The organism is Halobacillus hunanensis, assembly GCF_900166655.1.
In the GTDB taxonomy this organism is placed as follows: Bacteria; Bacillota; Bacilli; order Bacillales; family Halobacillaceae; genus Halobacillus_A; species Halobacillus_A hunanensis.
Window position 1 is genome coordinate 229,182 of sequence record NZ_FVZB01000006.1, and the last position, 24,785, is coordinate 253,966.

General features: G+C 35.7%; 18 protein-coding genes and 1 riboswitch. Of the genes, 4 read left to right on the plus strand and 14 right to left on the minus strand.

Going from position 1 to position 24,785, the window contains the following annotated elements:
* Window positions 1–243 precede the first annotated feature (243 nt).
* Entirely contained in the window at window positions 244–1,704 is a 1,461-nt protein-coding gene (locus tag B5354_RS06850; protein WP_079527241.1) for an APC family permease, read from the plus strand.
* Between the two features lie 38 nt (window positions 1,705–1,742).
* On the opposite strand, the gene B5354_RS06855 is transcribed toward B5354_RS06850, so the two are convergent.
* The 11 genes from B5354_RS06855 to B5354_RS20880 form a co-directional block, all read right to left on the minus strand.
* The gene (locus B5354_RS06855; protein ID WP_079527243.1) at window positions 1,743–3,005 is read right to left on the minus strand and encodes a TcaA second domain-containing protein; all 1,263 of its coding nucleotides are present in this window, start codon (window positions 3,003–3,005) and stop codon (window positions 1,743–1,745) included.
* A gap of 186 nt (window positions 3,006–3,191) precedes the next feature.
* A complete protein-coding gene (locus tag B5354_RS06860; RefSeq protein WP_079527245.1) occupies window positions 3,192–3,308 on the minus strand; it encodes an anti-repressor SinI family protein in 117 nt (38 codons plus the stop codon).
* A 28-nt stretch (window positions 3,309–3,336) separates the two neighbouring features.
* Window positions 3,337–3,447: riboswitch (cyclic di-GMP riboswitch) on the minus strand.
* Window positions 3,448–3,504: 57 nt separating this feature from the next.
* Window positions 3,505–3,711, minus strand: coding sequence for a YkvS family protein (locus tag B5354_RS06865; protein WP_079527247.1), 207 nt, complete (start codon window positions 3,709–3,711; stop codon window positions 3,505–3,507).
* A 132-nt stretch (window positions 3,712–3,843) separates the two neighbouring features.
* A complete protein-coding gene (locus B5354_RS06870; RefSeq protein ID WP_425432097.1) occupies window positions 3,844–4,545 on the minus strand; it encodes a CpsD/CapB family tyrosine-protein kinase in 702 nt (233 codons plus the stop codon).
* Window positions 4,535–5,293 (minus strand): YveK family protein, encoded by a 759-nt coding sequence (locus B5354_RS06875; protein WP_079527249.1) that lies wholly within the window; start codon window positions 5,291–5,293, stop codon window positions 4,535–4,537. Before B5354_RS06875 ends, B5354_RS06870 begins: the two co-directional genes overlap by 11 nt.
* A 194-nt stretch (window positions 5,294–5,487) precedes the next feature.
* Window positions 5,488–6,534, minus strand: a complete 1,047-nt coding sequence (locus B5354_RS06880; protein ID WP_079527250.1) for a glycosyltransferase family 4 protein — start codon at window positions 6,532–6,534, stop codon at window positions 5,488–5,490.
* Window positions 6,535–6,575: 41 nt separating this feature from the next.
* Window positions 6,576–7,703: a glycosyltransferase family 4 protein gene (locus B5354_RS06885; RefSeq protein ID WP_079527252.1), complete on the minus strand. Its 1,128-nt coding sequence runs from the start codon at window positions 7,701–7,703 to the stop codon at window positions 6,576–6,578.
* A 42-nt stretch (window positions 7,704–7,745) separates the two neighbouring features.
* Entirely contained in the window at window positions 7,746–8,477 is a 732-nt protein-coding gene (locus B5354_RS06890) for a WecB/TagA/CpsF family glycosyltransferase (RefSeq protein WP_079527254.1), read from the minus strand.
* A gap of 260 nt (window positions 8,478–8,737) precedes the next feature.
* Complete coding sequence (gene tagH / locus B5354_RS06895; protein WP_079527256.1) at window positions 8,738–9,544, minus strand: teichoic acids export ABC transporter ATP-binding subunit TagH; 807 nt, start codon at window positions 9,542–9,544, stop codon at window positions 8,738–8,740.
* 15 nt (window positions 9,545–9,559) lie between these two features.
* Entirely contained in the window at window positions 9,560–10,378 is an 819-nt protein-coding gene (locus B5354_RS06900) for an ABC transporter permease (RefSeq protein ID WP_079527258.1), read from the minus strand.
* A 134-nt stretch (window positions 10,379–10,512) separates the two neighbouring features.
* A complete protein-coding gene (locus B5354_RS20880; RefSeq protein WP_079527260.1) occupies window positions 10,513–12,561 on the minus strand; it encodes a CDP-glycerol glycerophosphotransferase family protein in 2,049 nt (682 codons plus the stop codon).
* A gap of 440 nt (window positions 12,562–13,001) precedes the next feature.
* Between B5354_RS20880 and B5354_RS06910 the strand changes: the two genes are divergently transcribed.
* Entirely contained in the window at window positions 13,002–14,534 is a 1,533-nt protein-coding gene (locus B5354_RS06910; RefSeq protein ID WP_176142425.1) for a glycosyltransferase family 2 protein, read from the plus strand.
* A gap of 177 nt (window positions 14,535–14,711) precedes the next feature.
* Here B5354_RS06910 and B5354_RS06915 read toward each other — a convergent pair whose 3' ends face one another.
* From B5354_RS06915 to B5354_RS06925, 3 genes are all read right to left on the minus strand, one after another.
* Complete coding sequence (locus B5354_RS06915; protein WP_176142426.1) at window positions 14,712–15,815, minus strand: acyltransferase; 1,104 nt, start codon at window positions 15,813–15,815, stop codon at window positions 14,712–14,714.
* A 469-nt stretch (window positions 15,816–16,284) separates the two neighbouring features.
* Window positions 16,285–17,832 (minus strand): glycosyltransferase family 2 protein, encoded by a 1,548-nt coding sequence (locus B5354_RS06920; RefSeq protein WP_079527266.1) that lies wholly within the window; start codon window positions 17,830–17,832, stop codon window positions 16,285–16,287.
* A gap of 371 nt (window positions 17,833–18,203) precedes the next feature.
* Complete coding sequence (locus B5354_RS06925; RefSeq protein WP_079527268.1) at window positions 18,204–22,838, minus strand: PA14 domain-containing protein; 4,635 nt, start codon at window positions 22,836–22,838, stop codon at window positions 18,204–18,206.
* A gap of 354 nt (window positions 22,839–23,192) precedes the next feature.
* Between B5354_RS06925 and tagD the strand changes: the two genes are divergently transcribed.
* Complete coding sequence (tagD, locus tag B5354_RS06930; protein WP_079527270.1) at window positions 23,193–23,591, plus strand: glycerol-3-phosphate cytidylyltransferase; 399 nt, start codon at window positions 23,193–23,195, stop codon at window positions 23,589–23,591.
* Window positions 23,575–24,774 (plus strand): CDP-glycerol glycerophosphotransferase family protein, encoded by a 1,200-nt coding sequence (locus B5354_RS06935; protein ID WP_245804771.1) that lies wholly within the window; start codon window positions 23,575–23,577, stop codon window positions 24,772–24,774. Before tagD ends, B5354_RS06935 begins: the two co-directional genes overlap by 17 nt.
* Window positions 24,775–24,785: the final 11 nt, after the last annotated feature.

The window sequence follows — 24,785 nt, forward strand, 5'->3', positions numbered from 1 at the left end:
TTAAATATTCCCCGGGAAATATCGTCAAAATGAATGTCAATGTAACAAAAAGCAACGTAAAACCTACTTCATGCTCAATGTCCATGAAGTAGGTTTTGTTATTTGTAAGTTTATTTTGTTGCTTTTTCGTGAATAGAAGAGAAGTGACTACAATTATGCAGAGAAGAGTGATAAATGCTAAATTGCACAGAATAACTTAAGAACCAAAGAAGTTAACTAAATCATAGGGGGCTTTATTTTTTCATGGCTGACAAAGAAAGACAGAAATTAAAACGTTCACTTAAACCACATTGGGTCTGGGCGATTGCCTTTGGATCTGCCATTGGCTGGGGAGCTTTTGTTCTTCCGCCGGACTGGATTAGCCAGGCTGGACCAGCAGGAGTTATCATCGGTATTTTGCTAGGTGCAGTTCTAATGATGGTCATCGGAGTGAGCTACGGATTTTTAATTGAAAAATTTCCTGTTACTGGAGGAGAATTTTCCTATGCTTACATAGGCTTTGGCAGAGGGGTGGCCTTTTTAGCAGGTTGGTTCTTAACCCTTGGATACATTTGTATCGTTGCTTTAAATGCTTCTGCTCTTGCACTATTAGCAAAATTCCTGTTTCCTGACTTTGTGCGATTGGGTAACCTTTATACGGTTGCAGGATATGATGTTTCCATTATTCAAGTATTGATAGCAAGCACAGCTTTAATTATTTTTGCCTTATTAAATATTAGAGGCACTAGCTTTTCAGGACGCACCCAATTTATTTTCAGTATGATTCTTATTTTTGGAATTGTACTTCTGGCTGGGGGCGCGATTTTTGCTGAAGGTCCAAGCATATCCAATCTCTCACCTGCTTTTCTGCCTGACCAAACAGCAATCGCCTCTATATTAACGATATTAGCGATCGCTCCATTTGCTTATGTAGGATTTGATAACATCCCTCAGGCTGCAGAGGAATTTAAGTTTGAAGCCAACAAAGCATTCGGACTTATTATCTGGTCCCTATTAGCCGCCGGGCTCGCTTATGCTGTGATGATTTTCGTTACAGCCAGTGTTATGCCGTGGCAGGAGCTCCTTATCCAAATTGAATCGCAGAATTCCGTATGGGGAACTGGTGACGCTATTGAAAGTTATATGGGCCGAATTGGTGTATTCATTATTGCCATTGCTGTCATCATGGGTATTTTCACCGGGCTGAACGGCTTCTTTATTTCTGCAAGCCGGCTGACATTTGCTATGGGCCGGGCACGTATCTTGCCTAATTCGTTTCGAAAGCTTCATAAAAAGTACCATACCCCTTATGTCGGGATCTTGTTCACATTAATCGTCTGTTTAATTGCTCCTTGGTTCGGCAGACAGGCCTTATTATGGGTAGTGGATATGTCATCGACGGGTGTAGCAATAGCCTACTTTTTCTGTACGGCCACTGCATTTAAGATTTTTAAGTGGTCAGACAAACAAAAGGGTACACACGCTGCAAGTACCGTGGCGCCTGGAAGAAAGCTGCTATCACTAATTGGAATGATCAGTTCGATTGGCTTTCTTATTCTCCTGCTCGTGCCACAATCGCCTGCTTCATTAGGAACTGAATCTTACATTGCGCTTGCGGTATGGATTTTGCTTGGAGTTGTATTTTACCTTTTCAATGCACCACGCTATAACAAAATTAGTGAACAAGAAATGAACTACCTCATTCTTGGTAAAGAGAAACTATAATGAAGAAGACTCGCCTTTAACCGGCGAGTCTTCTTCATTTAAAATTCCACTTCTTCAGTTTCTTCGGTTTTCAGAGATGATACGATCGTTCCTGAACTGATCAACCACATGTCTTCCTGCTCATCATAAATGAGATCATAATTCCATATATACGTGTTCTCTTCCTTCAACCTCTCTGAACTGTCTACGTTTTCACCAAAATTACCTGATTGAAACGTGATCGACGCATAAAGCGTGGACGTAAAAGGACGCTCACCTTCTTCACTGGTAATTTCCATACTGCCTAAGTCAAATACTATCTTTGTTACCTCTCCCTCAAAGTCTGCCCCTATTGCTTCAAGTTCTTCCATTTCATCTTCAGCCGCTTCTAAATATTCCTCACTTTGCATTCGTTTGAATTTAGAAATATCTTTTGCTTCGTAAGCAGCAATATATTCTTTTACATGATCGGTAATCGTCTTCTTTAAGTCCTCTTCAAGAGATTCAGAAAGACTTTCAGCTGTTGCTTCAAGGGTGACGTTATTAAACTCTAAAGAGATCGGTTGTGATGTTTCGTATGTATTAATCGATATAATTTCATCATGCTTTTTCTCATTAACCTCAACAACTCCTTTTAATATATGGGAACCAGGTGTTAGACCTGCCAACTCATATACGGAGCTTCCTGTTACGGTTCCAATCTTATTCCCATCAAGAAATAAGGTTACATTTTCTGCATTCGATGAAACATCTACACTAACTGGATCCAAGGTCAGAGTGAACTGATCAAAGAATAACCATTGTGATCCCTGATTTTGCAAATGAATGACAGAATCCGACTCACCTCCATTTGCTTTTCCATCCGAAACAGAGCGTAAATAACTCAATGTTGACACAAACTCATCAGAGTGTTGGTTATAATAGTCAACCATCAATTCAGCTTGTTTAACATTAAATGACTGATTTTCATGGTTAAAAGCGACTAAATCAACAAGCCGATGCGCATCTTCCTCATTAATGGCTTCTTCAAACTCTTGAACAACGTGCTGGGCAGACGTTACTTTACTTAAATACAACCAGAACGTAACAGCGAAGCCGATTAGAAGAGACGTTGTAATAAAAGTTATAAATATCTTTCTCCAATTTTTCTTTCGATAGGAGCGCTGTTCCTCTATATGATCACTATAATAATGACTGGCATTTAACCACTCGTGATTTTCCGCAAATTCCGCCGGCTGTTTTGCCTTTCCTGCTGAACTGCAATCTTCACACTCCTGTTGCGAAGGAGATATTTCTCTTCCGCATTTTCGACACTCCCCCACAAAATTCCCCCTTTCCTTACAAACTAATTCTATTTTACCATATCGTAAAAATTACAGCAGGGTAATTTTCTTTTATTTTAAGTTTAATAAGGACCATCTTAAGTAACAGGCGTGTGCTCAAATCCATTTTACTGCACATAGAAAGGAGGCTTCTCTCTATAATAAGAAGCCTCCTTTTATTCAAATTTACCGTTTCATAAAAAATTGTCTTATTTCTTGTTTAGTTAAGCCGATTTCCCTAGCCTGCTTCATCAAAGCTACCCAGTCAGCGTCCAAACTCCTCTTACTCTTTACCTTTTTCAATGAATGATTCTCCCTCCATCATTCACCCTCAGGCAACCCGGCCGCCATAACCATTCTAGGAGTATGTAATAAACACGGGGATGGCATTAGACCCGTAGCTTTGCGTCCTTATTTTTCAATAAGTTTGCCTTTTTGCAAGGAGAAGTTGTTTGTTATCCTAATTATAATCCAGGATTGTTAAAAAGCAATCGTTTTTTCAAGATAAGATCCGATAGTTTTCGTGAGCCACTACCGTTCGTTCATAGTCAAACTCAACTTCTTCAAAGTTTTCCATAATCGTCAGGTCGACAATTACTGATCGTTGGCACTGACTTGGAATAACCTCTCCTTTAAATCTTATATTGTTTCTCTCAAACTCTACAATATTTCCAGGATTGGCTTTTTTCGTATCTGCTTTAAACACGTTCAAAACCCCTTTCAACAAAAACAATATAAATGTAAGCTTAATTCAAATTTCTGAATTCAACAACCTTTTCAAATGAATTGTAAAAAAATTGTAATAAAAAAGGAAACGGAGCATGCTGCTCCGCTTCCCTTATGAATTACCGTAGTAATAGTAGTAGTTACTATTCTTTTTCTCCCGATCATTTAATACAACACCTAGGAGATTAGCTTTAGACTGCTCTAACAATTCTTTAGCTCGTTCGGCAGCCTGGAACTCTGTTTGTCCGCTGCGGACGACCAGCATAACTCCATCAACTTCTCTTGCTAATACTTGTGAATCAGACACTGCAAGAACTGGAGGGGTATCAAGGATAACTAAATCATAAGTTTGACGTGCCTCCATCATTAACTTGTGCATGGCTTTAGAACCCAAAAGTTCAGATGGATTCGGCGGGATCGGACCACTGGGCAATACATCTAAGTTATCAACCGCTGTAATTTGAGTTGTTTCTTTCAATGTCTGACGTCCCACTAAGAAGTTGCTCAAGCCCTTTGTGTTGTTTAAGCGAAATGAATGGTGGACAGTAGGTTTTCTTAAGTCAGCATCAACTAGCAATACACGCTTACCCTGTTGGGCGAAAACGGCAGCCATATTTGCGGAGGTCATCGATTTACCTTCAGAAGGCCCTGCGGAAGTGATCAATAGGGATTGAAGTTCCTTATCCACAGAAGCAAACTGCAAATTGGCCCGAATTGTGCGATACTGCTCAGCAATTGGAGATTTTGGATTATCATTAGCAATAATTTTTCTTGCTTTCATTGCGACTTGCTTTTTTCTGGACTTACGTACCAACGGACTCACCTCTTACCTTTGAAGCTCGACTTGGCTGTCTATTCATTGTTTCCGGGCCTAAATCTTCCTCAGATACGGTTGAAATAACACCCATTAATGGAAGACCTAATGTCTTCTCAATATCCTGCTCGGTCTTAACTGTGTTATCCAAGTATTCAAGTAGGAAGGCTAATCCGACACCTACCATTAGACCAACTACTAAGGCAATAGCAATATTAAGCATTGGCTTTGGACTAACTGGTTGAGGATTTTCCACTTCTTCAGCTGGAGATAAGATATTAACATTATTAACGCTCATTAAATCTGGGATCGTCTCCTGAAATGTTTCCACCGTACTATTGGCTAATTCAACAGCCATAGAACGACTTTCATCCGTCACAGTCACTGTAACTACCTGAGATTGTTCAGCACTCGCCACTTGAATTTTGTTACTTAACACATCAGATGAAATATCCAGGTTCAATGATTGAATCACTTGATCAAGAATAGCCGGGCTTTTAATAATAACGTTATAAGTATTTATAAGTTCAACATTCGTACGTATATCGTTAATATCATAGGGGGATTCCTCTTGCTGACTTGCAGATTGATTCACGATAAATTGAGTTGAAGCCTGGTAGGTAGGCGTCAAAACAAAAAATGTAACAATTGCGCTTATGACAGCAGCTCCCCCGGTTACTGCAATAATCATCCAAATTCTCTTTCTCAATACTTCAAAAATTTCTTTCAGAGAAATCGTTTCCTCCATAGATGTACCTCCACTTATGTAAAATATTCAAAAATATATTCACATTATATCACAATGTGTCTGGATTTGAAGGAACTATAGCAAAATTTAACTAAATGGTAATATAATTTTCATAGAGACTAGCTAAATAAGTTGTTTCTTCTATGTCTAATCACCTAGTAACGCAAAAAAGATCTCGTTTTAGGAGACCTTCTTCACTCTTTACTTCTAGCTGCTTCTATTCTGTTTAAAATGGGACGATATCTTTCACCAGCAGCCCCAGTAATTTCAATCATTAATTCTACTGTAATCAGGATAATCGTTCCCATGAGCAGAGAACTTATTAATGTCGCTTGTGAGAAAAACACCGCTGATAAACTAAATAAAGCGCTCATCGTATAAATCATAATTACGGTTTCAGGATGGCTATACCCAAGCTTTAACAAGCAATGGTGTAAATGAGCAGAATCAGGCTTCATGATGGGACGTCCTGTCATGGCTCGACGAAGAATCGCAAATATTGTGTCTGATATTGGTACACCTAAGATAAGGATTGGGATAACTAAAGAAAAGAGGGTAACGTTCTTGAATCCAAGTAACGAAAGAACTCCGATCATAAACCCTAAGAACATAGCCCCTGTATCACCCATGAAAATTTTTGCTGGATAAAAGTTAAACACAAGAAATCCTAAAGTGGCCCCGAACATCATTAAGCCCATCAACATAACAAAAGAATTCCCCATTGTTATGGCCATCCCTGAAACCGTCAATAAAGCAATAGCAGAGATGCCTGCTGCTAGTCCGTCCAATCCGTCCACCAAATTTATGGCGTTCGTAATGCCAACAATCCAAAGCAGTGTAATAGGGAAGCTTAGCATGCCGAATTCTAATTGACCCCCATATGGAAGATTAATGAATTCAACCTCTACCCCATTTACAATTACAATAACAGCTGCTAAAGTTTGTCCACTTAACTTGTACCATGGAGCAATTCCGTAAATATCATCCATTATTCCGGTAGCCACAATGATCGTTGCTCCGACCATAATCGGCCATGTATAAATATTTTCCGGCATAAATATACTTACTCCAATGAGTACACTAAGGAAAATCGCCAGTCCGCCTAACCGTGGCATCAGACGTTTATGAACTTTCCGGGAATCAGGAGAATCTGTCGCCCCAATATAAATCGCTAATTTTTTCACAAGAGGTGTTAATATAACAACAGCTATCAAACAAAATAAAAAGGCCCTGAACTCCATAGAGGAACCTCCCTTCCTTTGTCATCCGTGATTAATAACCTTCAACCATTGCACTCTATTTTTGTCGGTACTTCGGGAAATAAATGATAAACCTGATTTACTTGAGCTGCAAAATGGTGTAAGGAAAATCGACTGGATGCAAATTCACGGAAGCTTTCCCCTATCGATTCAAGCTCAGTACCCTTTAAGGAATAAGCTTGATTTAGTGCCACTGCAATTGCTTCAACCTCAGGCTGTTCCATGATCCAACCGTACTTTCTCGAAGGAATAAGTTTATCGACACCGCCTACATCAGTAGTTATAGCAGGAACCCTTGCCCTGGCTGATTCTAATAACACAAGCGGAAAACTTTCACTTTTGGAAGTGAGAAGAGTCAAATCAACCATTGGTAATACAGCTTCGACATCAGATCTAAATCCTAAGAAATGTACATGATCTTCTACCTTCAATGCTTTGCATTGTCTTTTTAATTGGTCTTCTAGTGTTCCATCACCTAAAAGCAATAAATGAGCCTGCTTATTTTCTTCAAGAAAAGATGCAAAAGAATTAAGCGCCAGCTCATGCTGTTTCACCGCTTCAAAGCGAGCTACCATGGCCACTAAAAAATCTTCTTCCTTAAAACCAAGATCTTCCCTCTGTAAGTTTACTTCAGGTCTCACTGAAAAATCAATCCCGTTATAAATGGTAGTAATTTTATGGTCTGGGATGTTCATTTGCAAAAGCTTCTTGTGAAAACGCTCAGAAATGGCAAGACAATGATCTGCAGAACGAATAGCACGCTTATGAAGATGCATGAACAGCTCACCCTTTACCCCATGTCCAATAAAATCATCGTTAGGGTCGCTATGAAGCGTAAGAACCCAGGGGATCGAAATTTTAGATTTAAGCATCCTCAGAAGTACGTTCGCTCGCGGTCCATGTGTATGAATAATATCAATATTTTCTTGCTGAATGTACCTTTTTATTTGAAAAAGAACAGACAGATCAAAGGGAAAAGCCTGCTTAAAATGCACCGTCGGGATTCCTAACTCAGAGGCCCGATGCACCATTTCTCCATCCTCTAAAACACCTAAAATCACTTCCTCATGATTCAATTCGTTTAATAAGGATAAGATGTGATTCATGCCACCGCCTGTTTCGTTTCCCGCATTTAAATGTAGAACTTTCATAGCCTTATCCCCCAATTTCCATCGCACTCTGTTATTAGAATGTCACTTTTTCCGTAAGATATGCCAAATGAATCGCGGCAACTGTAACATCCGTTTCCAGCGTGACGGTTGTTTAATTAATCTGTGAAGCCACTCAATATTCAACTTTTGCCAGATCTTCGGTGCCCGCTTCACATAACCAGCGACTCCATCAAAACTTCCTCCAACTCCCATAAAAAGTCCTCGACTAAACTGATTGTAATGTTGGTGTATCCACTTCTCCTGATTTGGAAACCCTAAACCTACAAAAATCAAGTCAGGATTACTATCCTTAACCTCTTGAACGACAGAAGCATCATTAATATCAAAATAACCATGATGAGACCCCGCAATAACCAAATTAGGGAATTTAATTTTCACATTGGCTATAGCCTTGTTCAGGACATCCTGTTTCGCCCCCAGAAAATAGCATCTAAGCCCGTCATGATTCGCTTTCTCCAACAGCTGATGCATCAAATCATAGCCAGCAATCCGCTCGGGAAGCGGCTGTCGCAGTAACTTGGAACCCATGACGACCCCAATACCATCTGCAATGACATAATCAGCTTTCAGAAGAATTTGTTTATAGTCTTGATCCTCTTCCGCTGCCATCACAATTTCTGGATTTGCTGTTACAACAAACTTCTTTTCTCGTGAGGCAATGGCAGGAAATAAATGATCATTCAACAGCTGTTGATTATTTATTTTCGCAAAAGGAATTCCTTTAATTTCAACATACGCCTGATTTTTTTCCATGACAAGACACCTTTCCATGCTTTTACAAAAATTAATACAAAGTTAACAAAAATATACAGTTGATTTATTGCCTTGTATGTTGTATCAGGTATATTATAAAGGGTTGGTCTCAAAACGACAATTAATACCTTAAACCACACGACACCTTTAACAAATTCACACAGGTATCTCTAAGATAATGAGAATGCTGCAGAAACTAATTTTTCATTCAAATATAATTAGAAAGCACCCATTTCCTGTTAAGGACTTGGGTGCTTTTGTTAAGTTGCTGCCTTTATGCCGTTTTGCTTACGAGTAACCTCTTCTTTATATTGCTGCTTCTCTTTTTTAGACATTTTCTTATACTTCTCTAAAAACTCTTCGTAGTGATTAAGAACTTCTTTGGCGGGACCATATTCTTTAACTGATCCGTACTCCAGCCATACTACTTTCTCACAAAACTTTTTCATCTGTCCGATCGAGTGACTAACAAAGAACATCGTCTTTCCACTCTCTTTAAACTCGTACATTTTCGCTAAACTTTTTTCTGCGAAAGCTTTATCACCTACAGATAAGGCTTCATCAATAAGCAAAATATCAGGATCCACGTTAACTGAGATCGCAAAACCAAGTCGTGACTTCATCCCGCTGGAATACGACTTTACCGGCTGGTCAATAAACTTTTCAACTTCGGCAAAATCAATAATGTCGTCTTCAAGTTCTTTGATTTGCTGTTGATTGAAGCCCAGCATAAGGAGCTTTAGCTCGATGTTTTCACGACCTGTCAACTTATTGTCCAGTCCAGAATTAACCGCAATGATGGCAGCTTGCCCTTTCACCTCTACCGAACCAGAAGATTCAGGGACAACGCCAGCAATAATATTAGACAAAGTTGATTTACCGGAGCCATTCACTCCAACAAAACCTATAATGTCACCCTCGTCCACATCAAAACTGACATTCTGAAGAGCATAAAAGTCTTCCCCATAGGATTTTCGAGGTACAATCAGGTCTAACAAACGTTCCTTTGGATTCTCGAAAAGCTTATAAATTTTTGTAACATCTTTTACAATGACTGATTTAGCCATGTTATCACTTCCGTTTTATAGAAAATCAATAAAGTGTCTTCTGAATTTCACGTGTAAAGCTGAACCAATAATAAACAACCCTACTATTACTCCAATGAAATATAAAGTATACTGCCACTCGTCAATGAAATACCACCCTTGACCTAATAATGATGTTCGGTATGATTCTACAACATAATAAAAAGGGTTAATTTTCATTAATGTTTTCAACCAATTCAAATCTGAATCAAATTGACTTACATCCCACAGTATGGGAGATAGATACAACAGCATTCTTAATGTCGCTTGAAGAAACATTTGGACATCACGAACAATTGTAGCCAGTGTAGAGGTAATCAGGGATATAGAATATAGTAAAGCTAATACCCCAAACATATACAAAGGTAATTGTAAATAATATATGCTGATTGGAAATCCTAGTATCCATAAAATAACCATCACTAGAACTAATAATAATAAGTGAGAATATAATTTTGAAAAAATCACGTAGTTTGGGATGACACTCATCGGAAAGTTCATTTTCGATAACATCTTAATCTTAGTATATATTGACTTTGATGATTGTAACAATCCTTGGTTTATCATAAACCATACTACAATACCAGATAGCATCCAGGGGAAGAAGTCCATGCTTCCATCACCCACTGTATTATTTCGAATACCAAATCCGAATACGAACCAGTAAATTGAAATTTGAATGGCTGGGTTTAATAATTCCCAGATCATTCCCAAGTAGTTATTACTATTTGAACTTTTCACCTCATATAAAGAAAGCCTTCGAACCAAATAAAAATATTTAAATTGCTCCTGTAATACTGTAATAGATGACTTCATATTTTGTCCTTCCTTAAGAAAACAAATCTCAAAACACTCATCAAATTATACTAATATCCGACATAAAAAACAATATCAGCTTTGGAAGTTACGAACAATCGGCGCCCCATAATCAGAGGCGCCGATTAATCCAATTATTTTTTAAAAACTTGTTCTACCACCCGTCTAGAAGAACCGCCGTCTTCCCACGAGCAAAAGCGATTATAGAATTCCTCAAATTCATTACCTAGTCGATAGTTTTTGTTTTCAAATTCTTTAATTGATTGAATAACTTCAGACGTTGACTTTGTCAAAGGGCCTGGAGCTTCTGTTTCTAAATCCAGGTAAAAGCCTCTCAAGCTGTCACGGTATTCATCAAGATCGTACACATAAAAAATAATCGGTCTTCTTAAGTTCGCGTAATCAAAGAAAACAGATGAGTAATCTGTGATTAATAGATCAGAAATTAAATACAAGTCCCTTATATCTTCGTGCTTAGAAAGATCGTAGACAAAACCTTCATACGGCCCAAGATCGAAGTTTTCAGCAATTAAATAATGCATCCGAAGAACGACTACATAATCTTCACCTAGTTCTTCCTTCATACGATCTAAATTCAGACTCAAATCGAACTTGTATTTTCCTTTTTGATAAAATTGGTTATCTCTCCAAGTTGGAGCGTATAAGATAACTTTTTTATCGGACGGAATGTTTAAAGATTTTTTCAAGGAATCAATTGTTTCCTGATTATCTTCTTGAATTAAATAATCATTTCTTGGATAACCCGACTCGATCATTTTTCCATTAAACAAAAATGCTCGTTCAAATATCTCACTGGAATATTGATTCGGTGCCACTAAATAATCCCATTTAGCCGTTTCCTTTATAAAGTTACTTTTATATTTAAACGTATTAGTTCCAGGCATATGGACCTCTTCCATATCAACTGCTAAGCGTTTCAAAGGGGTGCCATGCCATGTTTGTAGATACTTGGTCCCTTTTGGTTTTGGGATCCAAGTCGGAAGTCGGGTATTTGTAACCCAGTATTTAGCTCTAGTCATTACCATTAGCCATTTTACTGAAAATCGTCTTACAACAGGAAGACCTTTGGATTTAAGCTCGCTATAATATCTTCTATCTGCACTCCAAATCAACTGATATTCAAGCTCGTTCACCTTCATATATTCGTAAACCGCTCGTGGGCTATCACTATACTGTTTACCGTGAAAGCTTTCAAAAACGACTAAATTCTTTTTCTTAGGAAGTAAACTTGCAATATTAAATATCCGTTTATAAAGCTTTAATGCTCTCTTACCTCTTCTCATTTTCACTACTTTTAATTCGAGCTTTTCAGCAGTTTCCTTGAGAGGGTTATCCTCCAATATTTTAACTGATAAATATCTTTTTTTCTTAGTTGGTTTAATAGTTAATTTTAGTTTTGTATCCCCATTATTAAATCTGTAAGTATCTTCAAAATTAGCCATTCCATGGTATTTAAGTCTTGGACTTTCTTTTATTAGGACTGTATCCTCACCTGTTAACTCTACTCCAAGGGAAAACTTTAAAGAGTTTGGCAACAATTCGGTGTATTCCTCATTAAGTTCCACTTGCGCTTGAAAGTTATCAAGTTGCTGATTCGGCCTCTCAATAATTTCGATAGGGAAACGATGTTCGCCATTAGAAACATCCGTAATAGTCAAATATTTCTCGTGCACTTTATTAAGATCTATCTTTTCTATTAAACCTTCTAACCGTAAAATTTCGTCATTTCGAAATTCTACCTTATTCACACCTGCGAATAGTTCAACCTCACTATGTTTGAACGAAACATTTCCTTTTTTCGTAATATAAGGATGAAATGTAACACCGTTATTATTAATTCTTGCATATTCTATAGAATTATTTGAGGCATTTACACGCTGAGTACCTTTACTATTTTGTATATAAAGATCCCAATACTTACCATCAAGTAATATATTTGACCATTGGGAATAGTCCAACATTCCGTAAAGCAACCATATATTATTATTCACACCTCTAATTTTCAGAGGAATGTTGACTTCTTCTTGATTTGTTCTATTAACTAGGATTAAACGGTTGTTGCGATCTTCCTCTTGGGACATTGGTATAAAAATCGATAACTGTTGATTGTCATGTATTCTAATATCTGCAACAGATGGATATTGTTCTTCTTTCCGCTTCATATATTACTCCTTCTAAATGTTTGTAACATTTATTTTTAAATTATTTTCTAAATAGTATCCACACTATATCATAATTAAATAGGTGATTTTCAAATCTTAATAATGCTTAAGAAAAAAGTTCACCTAGGAGAACAACTGAACTAGGCTTTAATCTTTTTGTTAAAAATGTATCTTGATACTTCCAATGAGCTTAATGATTAATTCCTATGGTTCAGCCAACTATACTGTATGTAAATGAATAACTAGTATAAGGGTATGGCTTCTTCAATATTTATGAATTTAATGGCCTTCTTTTTAAATACACATCCAACAGAGAAGTTCCTTTCCAATTAGCAAAAATCTAACAAATATTATAGAATGTAATTAAAATATTTTCAAATGACTTTTGTTCAACAACACCAGTAGTTCAATAAAAAAGATATAATAAGGACGTGTCGATAGTGACTAAAATAAGTGTAATAATTCCAGTTTTTAATGTAGAAGATTATTTGGATAGTTGTTTAGAGAGTATAATGGGTCAATCATACCCAGTATTTGAGGTACTGCTTATAAATGATGGTTCAACTGATAAAAGTGGCCAAATCTTACAACATTGGGAACAAAAATTTGATAAAATAAAGGTCATACATCAGCCCAATAGTGGAGCCCCAGGAAATCCGAGGAATAAAGGAATAAGTTATGCTTCTGGTGATTACTTAAGTTTTATTGATCCTGATGACTACATTGAGAATGAATATTATGAAACATTAGTTAAGGATATTGAAAGGGATCACCCTGATATAGCGATTTCAAAGATACTAAAATTCAATACCAAAAGGACCTGGATGCCCCCTACATTTGATAAATTGAATTTGTTTAAAGATAATAGAACTACTACCCTATTTAAAGAAACCAACCTTATTCATAACCTTGGACCTTCAAACAAATTATATAGGACATCTTTTATAAAAAAACATAACATTAAATTTTTAGAAGGTTACTCCTATGAAGATGTTCACTTTACAAGTTGTTGTATGTATTTAGCAGAAGCAATTACTATTAATAATAATACTACTTATTATTGGAGAAGAAGGGAAAGCGAAAAAAATAAGTCAATTACACAACAAAAGAATCAATATAAATCAGTTTTAGACCGATTATTTGTTCACAAGGAAATTGATCTTTTCTTAACTGAGAACGGTCTAATAGATTTTCGCTATATTAAAGATATGCGTGCAATTTTAGACTTTACTAGACATGCAAACCAGCTCTATGAATTCACCCAAAAAGATCAAAAGGAATTTTTTAAAGAAATCAAATCTTATTTAGAAACAATTGATCCAAAAGCGTATAATATCCTACCGCCATATGCAAAGAATTATTACTTACAGCGTTTGTTTTTCTTATACGAAGGGTTGCATTATGAATTAGTAGCTAGTTCTACTGATAAATATGGATACCTTCCATCTAAAATTGATAATGGGAAAATTCACTTCGATTTTTCATATTTAAATCAGTACAAAAACCACAAACTCTTCAAAACCCAGATTGGTGTACCAGGAACTCTTTCTAAAGCCTATGCTATTACTGATAAAGCTGCAGTTACAGATGACAAATTATTAATACAAGGCTATGGTTACATCAATTATGTAAATGTTACAAATAGAGATCAAATATCTATACACCTAATAGTTAAAGATCGAAATACTAAAGAAGAGATTACTTTTGATACTATGGTCTCTGAAAGTTCAGAACTTAACAAGAACGACATTTCAAGAAAATTTTGCAAATTCAATGCCAAGATAAATCTAGAAGAGTTAAATATTAGTCAAAGGCATACAAAATTAGATTTCACTTTACAAATTAAAATTGATGGTCATAGTAAAACAAAAAGACTTGTCTTGCCAGATAATGCTACTATAGGCAATGCAAACCAAAATTTTAGCTTTTATAAAACTAAATATAATAACCTATCTTTGAAAAATAACAGTTAATAAAAAGCAAAATTCACTATTGAGAACTATCACCTTGTTACAAAAAAACAGATGAATGCTTTGCACTATGAAAGTGACTTTTGTATTGATCTAGAGTAATCTCAATGTGCCCTCATTATTATATGTGGATTAAATAACCCCCACCTAGTTTAGGCGGGGGTCACTTACCGTTTACTTTTAAAGTGTTCGTTTTTTAGGGGAGGGGATATGGTAGTAATCCTTCCTCTTTTTATCAAATTTAGCCTTTATAGTTTGTATTCCTAAATAGGAATAATGAGAAAGTATGAATACTATTGGTGTAAACCCGAGCCCCCACCAAACACTTTCCTTTATTGCTCCTAAACCACAAAGGTCAATTATCACGTTAAAAAGGCTTATATAAAATGGATGTGTGACATATATACCGAGGGTATTTTTACCCGTACTGTTAACCCAAGTCCCTTCTCCTAATTTTTTGTGTTTAATCGATAATAGTAGTAACAAAAATGTTAATAAAACCGTACTTAAATAGTAATTTCCTACGTTTCCACCATAAACATAAACATTTATATAAGCTTCAATTAGCTGTAACATAGCTACAATTAAGATCAAGATAACTAATGAAAACGAATTGACTCTATTGGAGAGCATCCCAAATTTCCACTTATACTTGGAAACAAAAGCACCTAAAGTAACGAAAAACAATCCAAAAAACAGCGCATCTCTAGTATCCATTTCAAATGTATAGATATGTGAATAAGATTGACCAAATAGACCTATCAAATAAAAAGTAAAACTTACTATTAATAAAAATTTAGTTAATCTAAAACGTATAAAAAAGCAAAGAATAACAATGCTCCATATTAGCGCAAATAGATACCATAAATGATAATGTGTATAATCTGTTCCATAGTATAGTGTTCTTAACGCAATGATATCCGTTATATAGCTCGCCCATTCAGTGGTAATAATTGAGATACTTTTTTCTTCTGCTAGTATATAAAGTCTGACTAAGTCATATACAAAGTAAAACGCACTCCATGCTAATAAAATTTTAAATAATTTCATAATATAGTGTTTAAAGTAGTCGTTTGGTTTTTTTGACTGAGTAACTTTATTCATCAATAAAAATCCTGATACTGCGAAGAAATAAGCTACTCCAAACCTGGCCAATGCATCTATTGCAAAGTCTAGATATTCTCCTTTTGGTAAATGTTTGAAGGTCCCTGTATGAATGGCAACTACTCCAAAAATTGCAAGGAATTTTATCGAATCTAAAGTTTCGTTTCGTTCAGTGAACATTTTTGGACTTCCTTCCTTATAGTTGTTCTTCTCATCAAAATAGTATAATAGAAAGAAGGTCATCAATGAGGATTCACCTCTTTATTTAATAGAAATATAATAAATGAAAAATACCTTTAACACTTTTGAAATACTTTAAACCTCCCACATACCACTTCTCTAGGAGCCATTTATAAGAATTTTAAGATTACTTCTGGCCCAAGATCGCAGTTGCAACTCCTAATCACCGATCAAATCATAATTACTGAATTAAAAGTTCTGTATTTTGAAGAATTAATTATTTGTTAAAATATTTTAAATGTAAAACAATCCCCACCTAAGAAGGAGAGGATTGTTTATGCTTATCATTTATTAATTGAACATGACTTCACTCGAAGCTTTTATCTCAAGTTGTGGACAGACTTTACCTTCGTAACATTGTGAATTTGGGATCTAAGTGACTTTATCGTCTATAAATATCCGTACTCCTTTACTTAATCTTAATTCCAAAGTTATCGGAAGCTGTTGTGTAAAAATCGAAAGTGCGCTTTTGATATTGAACAATATTTTTTGACAACATGCTTATTCTAAGCTTCTCATAATCGTTATACCTTATAAATACCGCATAGCTTGCAGAAGATATTTTATATAGTTCCTCAAACGGTATATCGACTTTATAGAGATTTCCTTCTACCTTAACAAGCGGAAAGTCCACTTCTTTAAGGTCATAATTTCTTTGACGTAACACAAATGATTGTAGTTTTTCAATTAGCTCACCATACACTTTAAAATATACACTGAGGGCCTCCTTATGTTTAACCATTTTTTCAAAGTGTGCATACATATGCACACGTGCACTATCATATGGTTTTGACAATGGTAACAAATAATAAGGCAATTTATTTTCTACTTTCACTTCTTTAATTGATTCTCTTCTACTCCAGTTAATTAGTTCAACTAGGCCATCGTAATCCTCTTGCATATATAATTCCACAAGTATTTTATGCCAAGGATGGTTAAAGTTATCAGTAAAGTCGTATTTTATTCTTTCAGTGGTTTCAAGAACTTCAGAAAATTTATCAAAGTACTTCTTCTTGTTCTCATTCGTAGCACGTAAAAAATGATATCTATCGAATAACCTTGTAATACAATCAAACTCATACAACCTATTTAATATTATCTTTTCTTTATCTATAGGTAGTCCCTTGTTTATAACATAATTTATCAGGGAAATATTAGTGTCTGTTTTTTCAAATATTGAAGTGGTAGTCGTGAAACTTTCATTTTCTTTATATCTATTAGCATAATAAATTACTTCAGTAGTAGTAGAGATACTTTCACAGTTGGTTAAAACATCTATAAAAAATTGTTTGTCTTCTGCAAATTTCATGTCAGGAAAAACTATCTTATTCTCCTGAATAAAGGAAGTACTCATTATTTTTCCAGGTGGACCTAAATGATGGAAGGTTTGTTTTATAGAAAATGGATCTATTGATTCTCTATTTATACAAGTATTGTACTCTCCTATGAAGTGAAGGCCTTTATCATCTGTTTTAACTGTTCTTCCAACAGCATATTTATCACCAGTTTTTTCGATTAAATTATAAAGTGCCTCCAACCCAGTTTCTTCAAACCAATCATCAGAGTCAATAAACGTCAAATATTTACCCCTCGCTAAACTAATACCTATGTTTCTGGGTATTGATGGGCCTCCAGAGTTTCCTTCCATAAAGACTGGTTTGATATTCTTATAAGCTTTAGCATACTCATATATTATAACCCGGGAGTCATCGGTTGAGAGATCATCCACTATAAGTAATTCAATATTTTCAAAGCCGATTGATTGTGCAATTACTGAATCCACCGTCTTCTTTATTGTTTTTTCCGCATTATACACTGGTACAATTACTGATACCTTATAATTACTTCGATTACTTTGATTTACTAAATAATACCCGTTTTTGTTATAACGAATTCTTTCCGTAAACTTTCTGGTGCTTAGAATCTTTGAATTAATTTTATTGATTAGTCTGTTCATAATTATCCTCCTATAAAGAATGAAACGAGTATCTCTGTAAGCTTGTGTGAATTTTATTTTGATAGGAGACTCATGTGTAACAAAGCACCTCCCTTCTCACGCTGCCCCCCTTCATGGAATTAATTTAGATAAATAACAGGTAAGACGGGAAGTTGTATCGAACTATTGTTCTCAAAGAAGTATTCATCTTAAGTATGATTCATCTAGTCCTTTATTTTGAGAATACCTTATCATTTTATTATATCTCAAGTGGTTCACACAAACAGTTGTTCATAAATGTTATATGACCTACATATTTCAATAATTAAGCATTAAAGATTGACAAAATAAGTAGTCCTCCAGTTTGGAGGACTACTTACTCAAATTACAACTTATTTATATCTAGGGATCTCTAATTTTATACTATACGACTCCAACATACTATAAACGTTATTCATACGATAAACTTGCTTTGCAGCCCAACCAACATCTGTAGCATATTGGTGAGAAGGATATCCGTATTTCTCTACAGCATCGGGATTCCAACGCATTTTGTACAGCGTATCCTGCCCACGGTCAACATAACCATTGCCTATAAAGTCAGCTCCACCAATAATAGCCTCTTCAGGTGTAAACCAACCGGCTTCATATGCATATTTGGCTCCACATTCTAGTGCACAATTATCATATGCCCCAATACCGTACATATTATAAACTGTTTTACCATTATATTCCATTCCTGTTGCTAACCCTGAGTACCCATTACCTGTTTCTAATAATGCATGTGCGATTAAATATACTTCATTTACGCCGTAAACCTTACCAGCAGTTACAAAACTTTGAGCTTTGCCTTCTAGAATTCCTTTACCCTCGAGAATTTTATTATTTACTTCATCTACATTAACATTAGCACTCTCAGATAAGTCTAGAAATTGAAGTTTAGATTGAAAACTATCATCGAAATTATCTGGGTTAAGATAGTACCTTGTATCAGCAGGGCTTGCATCTACCCACCCCCCTGCTCCATAGCTAATTTCATACCAATCGTAATTCGTCCCATCTTTCGCTGGTGCTTTTGAGTAGATAGTTACTTTTTGCCCTGAACTAACTGTCCCAACTATCCAGTAATTCGTCCCAGGACCTCCTCTAACCCTCCAGCCAGAACCTTTGATAACAGCTTGGCTATCACTCGTGAAATTTAAAGCGTCTTCTCTTATATAAACTTCGTATCGCTTGTCAGTCTGAGGATTCACACTCATCTGAGCGTTCACCATTTGATCAAGTGTTAAAGAGTATTCTTTATATTTTTCAGTTATTTCTTTGGTTTCACTAGCTTTATAATTGAATTTAATATCAGCCCGTCCACTTTTTTCGAAATAGATGACTTCTATTAAATGAGAGCCTTTTGATATAGGATAATTTTCTTTTTTCCTAATACCGCTATTACTCGTTACCCAAGAATTTATAATTATCTCACCGTCAACTTTTACAATGACTCCATCATCCGCACTAACCTGAAAATCATATTGTCCACTTTCAGAAAAGTACTCTAGTTTTTGATAGACTGCTGAGAATTCATTAACAGGAATTTTTTTATGGGGTGAACCTTCATTCCAATTTAGTTCCAACGACTCTTCTCGAGCTAATTGTGTTAACCCAGTAGCAGACTTTGGTGAATTCGGGTTAATAATATTTGGATAATATTCAGCTAACCAGTCATCATTCGTGACAAATTCACTCTTATTAAATTTACTCATGGAAAATTCAATATTTGATTCTCCATAATATTCTTTATGTCGAACTTCAATCCAATGTATATTGCCATTATCACTATTCTTGATGTTTACTTTTACTTTGTTTTCTTGTTTTGCTGTTTTGGAATCAACGACTACTTTTCCATCAATTAAAACTTGAATATCATCGTCAGCTTTTGTGTCTATTAAATATTCACCTGGTTCAAGCCTCTTTGCTGTAATATAGTTGGCTGAATAATTATTACTCGGTACACCTAAGGTTGGTGAGCCCAAACCAAGTTTTTCTGAAAAACCTATACCATTTGCTGACTGCAATACTTTCGTTGCTGCTGGTTTTCCCTTAAGATTTGTATTTGGGTAGTAGCTTACTGACCATTCCCCAAAAGGAACGACATTACTATGAATGAAAGCAGCTCCAGTATTTTCATAATATTGAACTTTAACAGTATTTTGACCTGCACTAAGTTCAGTTAATAATGCTTTATAGGATTCACCTGATGAATCATGCCATTCATCAATTATCATATTGTCATTAACTGATACTTTCAGCCCGTCATCAGCGAATGCATTCACAAAGTACTCTCTATTACCAGATAAATTTTTAATATATTCTACCGAAAACTCATCTCTAGGTAGTTGTGAAAGCGGGCTCGCTGTTCCCCAGTCAAATGAAACTCTATTCAGCATTTCTTCCTGAGAAGATTTCCCCCCAACGACTAGAGGCATCCCAGATAAGTTTTTATTCGGATAGTACAACCCTAACCAACTATCATAAGGAACATCCTCAATTGGTTTTAACAATTTGAAATCTAAACTGCTTGCACCCTCAGATTCCATATACTCAACCCGAATAGTATGAATGTCTTTCTGGTTACTAGATACATTATCCTTATCCTTGATCATTAAATCTTTGGCTATTTGACTGTTAAAATTCCCAGGTCCCCAACGGTCAACAACTAATTTGTCATCAATGTAAACTCTTACACCATCGTCAGCCTTAAGCCTTAAAAGATAAGGACCGGCTTCTATTCTCTGACTAGAAGTATAAAGGGAACTAAAATTATCATTCTGAATATCATCAACTGGGCTGCCTTTGTCGAAATCAAAAGAGAGTTTGCGATTTAGATTAGACAACTTTTCTCTGGCTGTAGGCATTCCTTCTAGATTAGTATTGTTATAATGAAAAGCAATCCAATCCCCTAGTGGAGCTATATCTGCAACAACCTCAGCCCTTCCACTTTTTTCGGCATAATCAATTTGTAATAACTGATTGTTACTGCTAGTTCCAGTAATAATTTCATGGTTGATTTCACCCCAAGAATCGTCCCATCTATCGATCACTTTTTTTCCACCCACGGTTGCTCTTAAGGAATCATCTGCGTAGGTCTGTAGAAAATAGTCCTCTCTTCCATCTATAAGTTTGTAAAAAGAAGCTGAAAAAGAATCTTTAGAAATACTTTTCGGACCACCGTATCCCCAGTTAAAATTTATTTCCTTACTCCGTGATACTTTACCAGGGCCAGATAGATTTTGATTGTTGTATAAAGTTGTTAACCATTTGTTACTTGATGAAGCTTCCTTAATAGATAGAATATTAAAGTCTATCTTACTGGCACCTGTTTTCTCAAAATACTCAATTCTAATTGTGTGAACATCTTTTTCACTAGACTTAACATTTTTACGGTTATTTATTGTAATTACATTTGACTTAGTATTACCAAAGTTACTGGCACGCCAATCATTCACAACTAATTCACCGTCAATATAGACCCGAAGGCCATCATCTGCATCTCTATCGATAATATACTTACCTGGTTTCATCCTCTTAACAGTAGTAAAGACTGCAGAAAAATTATCTTTTGGCACGTTACTACTTGGGCTTCCCATTTTATAGTTTAAGTTGAGTCTCTTCCCATCACCATCGATAACTTCTTTATCAGCTGGCTTACCTTTTAGCGAGGAATTATTGTAATAATAAGCTATCCATTCACCAAAAGGTGCTATGTCAGCCATTATCTCGGCACGTCCTCTCTTCTCGAGATAATCAACCTGTAATAAGTGGGTGCCTTCTTGAAGACCCGTTATAATACCTGATTTTGTAGTCGCCCATGAATTGTCCCAACGATTAATTATCAGTTCGTTGTTAATAGTTGCCCGAACATTATCGTCAGCATAGGTTTGTAAGAAATAATCCTGTTTTCCTTCAATAAGTTTAAGGAAAGATGCAGAAAAACCATTGTTAGGTATAGAACTATCGGGACTCTTATAACGCCAGTCCAAGTCTAATGACGGTATCGATACTAAAGAATTACTTCCACCGTAAACATCTGAAGTACCCTTGAAAGACTCATTTTTATAATAAAACGCCATCCAAGATTCAAGAGAAGCTGCTTCTTTAACAGGTTCAATGGTAAAGTCCATTTTACTAATACCAGTTTCCTCAAAATAATCTACTCTCAGCCAATGAATATTATCAGGGTTTTTATTATGATCAGTAATTGTTACCTTTATAGCTTTCTCCCCATAGGAACTAGGATACCATTTATCTATAATTTCTTTGTCATCAATATATACCCTTGCACCATCATCAGCTTTCATTCTAATAACATACTCACCCTCCGGTAAATAAACTGCAGAAACATACCGAGATGAAAAATTATTATTATCTATTTGGCTATGCGGTGAACCATATCCATGATCAAAAGATAAGGTGGATGTTTTTTTGGGTTTAATAGATTCCGCCGCTATCGGCTTTCCACTCAAAGAAGCATTATTATAATGGTACGCTACCCATTCACCAAAAGGGCGCATAAATGAGAAATAGTTAGCTGTCCCACTTGCTTCGAAGTATTCTGAAGTTATGGTGTGACTTCCTGAGTTTAAACTTGGAAGAAGTACTTTGTCCATTTCGCCAGAAGATGGTTCCCACCTATCAATTTTCTCCTGACCATCCACAGACAAACGAATACCATCATCTGCATATGTATGGAGGAAATAACCGGTCTTTCCATCCGTTGTTACTTGCTTTTGAAACTTAGCGCTGAAGTTATTAGCATTAACTCCCTTTTTCGGAGAATTATAGCCCCAATTAAAGTACAAGCTCTCATAGCTCGCAGGTATAGGAGTACCAGTTAGGGATCGGTTATTGTAAAAAGCCCCTGACCAATTACTTTCTGCTGCCTGAACTGGCTTCCCCATTAGTGGAATGAGGATAATTATAAGAGCCAAAAACAAGGATACCTTCATATTCAATTTTAACTTTGAAACTATCATTAGCACCTCCAATATCAATTATTTGAAACATCGATAATTATACAAGATATTCTTATAAAATATAAGACTATTTTCGACTATATTTTTAAGTTTTTCCAAATATTCCACAATTAACGATGTTAATCATTTGGTACATATAGGTAAGGGTTGTGTTCCAAAGATGAAACAGTTAAAATGTTACCGATGTACCTTTTTATTGTATCGGTCGAATTTTAGGGATTTTTAGGATTATTTTTAAATAAATTGTTAAGTTGATGTTAACTTCATGTAAAAATAGGTTATTATAATAGTAAGTTGTAAGCATATCTTTCTATTAGAGTACATGTGTTTATAAATTTTAGGAGGAATAATGTAATGAAGAAAGTAATCACTTATGGGACATTTGATTTGTTGCATTGGGGACATATAAATCTACTGAAACGCGCTGCAGATCTAGGAGACTATTTAATTGTAGCCATCTCTTCAGACGAATTTAATGCTATTAAAAATAAAGAAGCTTATCACAGTTTTGAAAACCGCAAAATGATCTTAGAAGCCATTCGTTATGTTGATAAAGTCATCCCTGAAGATAATTGGGAGCAAAAAGTTAATGACGTTCAGGACCATGACATCGATGTTTTTGTCATGGGAGATGATTGGAAAGGTAAATTCGATCATTTGAAGGAATACTGTGAGGTTGTTTATCTTCCACGTACTGTAGGGATTTCAACGTCTAAAATAAAAGACGACTTGCTTGATGTGGAAAATGGTTAGAGACCTTCTTGTAAGCATGTACTTGCTTACAGTAAGAATTTTATTTGAAGTGTTTAAAATGAGTCCCCAACAGAGGAAAACGGTGTTTGTTTCTTCTTTTGGGGACAATATTTTGCATACTGTTGAAGCCTTAAGGAAACAGTACAGTGGAAATATAGTCATTTTAAAGGACGGAGGCTGTCATTATAGTTACAGAGAAGACTCCCAAACCTCCGTTCTTTCCTTTGACATGAAAAAACCTTATGCTTTTATACTCTCTATCTATCATTTAGCTACTTGCGAAAAAGTATTTGTCGATAATTATTTTGGGTTCTTAGCGGCTACTGATTTTCGCGAAAATGTAGAGTGCATCCAACTATGGCATGCCTCAGGTGCCGTAAAACGATTCGGTCTCAAAGACCCGTCCATCCTTACGAGAACCAAACATGCGAATGAGCGTTTTCGCAAGGTGTATAGTAAATTTGATCATGTTGTAGTGGGATCTGAAAAAATGGCGGATATATTTAAAGAAAGTTTCGGACTTTCTGACACTCAAATCTTGAGAACTGGTGTGCCACGAACCGATTACTTTTTTAAAGACGAGGATAACGGAGATATCAAAGCTAGGATGGAGAAAAAACACCCTAGAATTAAAGGTAAGAAGGTTATTTTATATGCCCCGACTTTTCGGGACAATAAATTAACCGATCCAGATATTCAATTAAATTTAAAGTTAATGTATGAGAATCTACAGGAAGACTATGTACTTCTTATGCGGCTTCATCCGGCAATTAGGACAAAATTCATGAACTCTTATCCTAACTTTATCATTGATGTTTCTACAGGCGAGAAAATTAATGAACTGTTAATGATTACGGATTTATTAATAACCGATTATTCTTCAATTCCTTATGAATTTTCTTTATTAAATAAACCAATGATCTTCTATTCGTATGATCTTGAGGATTATTCGAGAGCAAGAGGTTTCTGGGAAGATTATCATTCAATGGTTCCTGGCCCAGTTGCTTATACAAGCGAAGAAATCATCGAAATTATTCTCAATGAGCCGTACGATATGAATGTTGTCAGTCAATTTGCTCAAGATTGGAATCAATATTCTAAAGGTCAATCCAGTCAGCAGCTAATCCAGGCTATTTATGGTGATGCTGCAGAGAAAGAAAAAGTATTACTTGAACAAAGATAGTCGTTAAGTGG

Bases quoted from the DNA above. Each gene is read 5' to 3' on its own strand.
- tagD (WP_079527270.1), top strand. From the start codon at position 23,193: ATGAAGAAAGTAATCACTTATGGGACATTTGATTTGTTGCATTGGGGA.
- B5354_RS06885 (WP_079527252.1), bottom strand. From the start codon at position 7,703: ATGAAAGTTCTACATTTAAATGCGGGAAACGAAACAGGCGGTGGCATG.
- B5354_RS06875 (WP_079527249.1), bottom strand. From the start codon at position 5,293: ATGGAGGAAACGATTTCTCTGAAAGAAATTTTTGAAGTATTGAGAAAG.
- B5354_RS06925 (WP_079527268.1), bottom strand. From the start codon at position 22,838: ATGATAGTTTCAAAGTTAAAATTGAATATGAAGGTATCCTTGTTTTTG.
- B5354_RS20880 (WP_079527260.1), bottom strand. From the start codon at position 12,561: ATGAAGCGGAAAGAAGAACAATATCCATCTGTTGCAGATATTAGAATA.
- B5354_RS06920 (WP_079527266.1), bottom strand. From the start codon at position 17,832: ATGAACAGACTAATCAATAAAATTAATTCAAAGATTCTAAGCACCAGA.
- B5354_RS06890 (WP_079527254.1), bottom strand. From the start codon at position 8,477: ATGGAAAAAAATCAGGCGTATGTTGAAATTAAAGGAATTCCTTTTGCG.
- B5354_RS06880 (WP_079527250.1), bottom strand. From the start codon at position 6,534: ATGGAGTTCAGGGCCTTTTTATTTTGTTTGATAGCTGTTGTTATATTA.
- tagH (WP_079527256.1), bottom strand. From the start codon at position 9,544: ATGGCTAAATCAGTCATTGTAAAAGATGTTACAAAAATTTATAAGCTT.
- B5354_RS06900 (WP_079527258.1), bottom strand. From the start codon at position 10,378: ATGAAGTCATCTATTACAGTATTACAGGAGCAATTTAAATATTTTTAT.
- B5354_RS06935 (WP_245804771.1), top strand. From the start codon at position 23,575: ATGTGGAAAATGGTTAGAGACCTTCTTGTAAGCATGTACTTGCTTACA.
- B5354_RS06915 (WP_176142426.1), bottom strand. From the start codon at position 15,815: ATGTTCACTGAACGAAACGAAACTTTAGATTCGATAAAATTCCTTGCA.
- B5354_RS06850 (WP_079527241.1), top strand. From the start codon at position 244: ATGGCTGACAAAGAAAGACAGAAATTAAAACGTTCACTTAAACCACAT.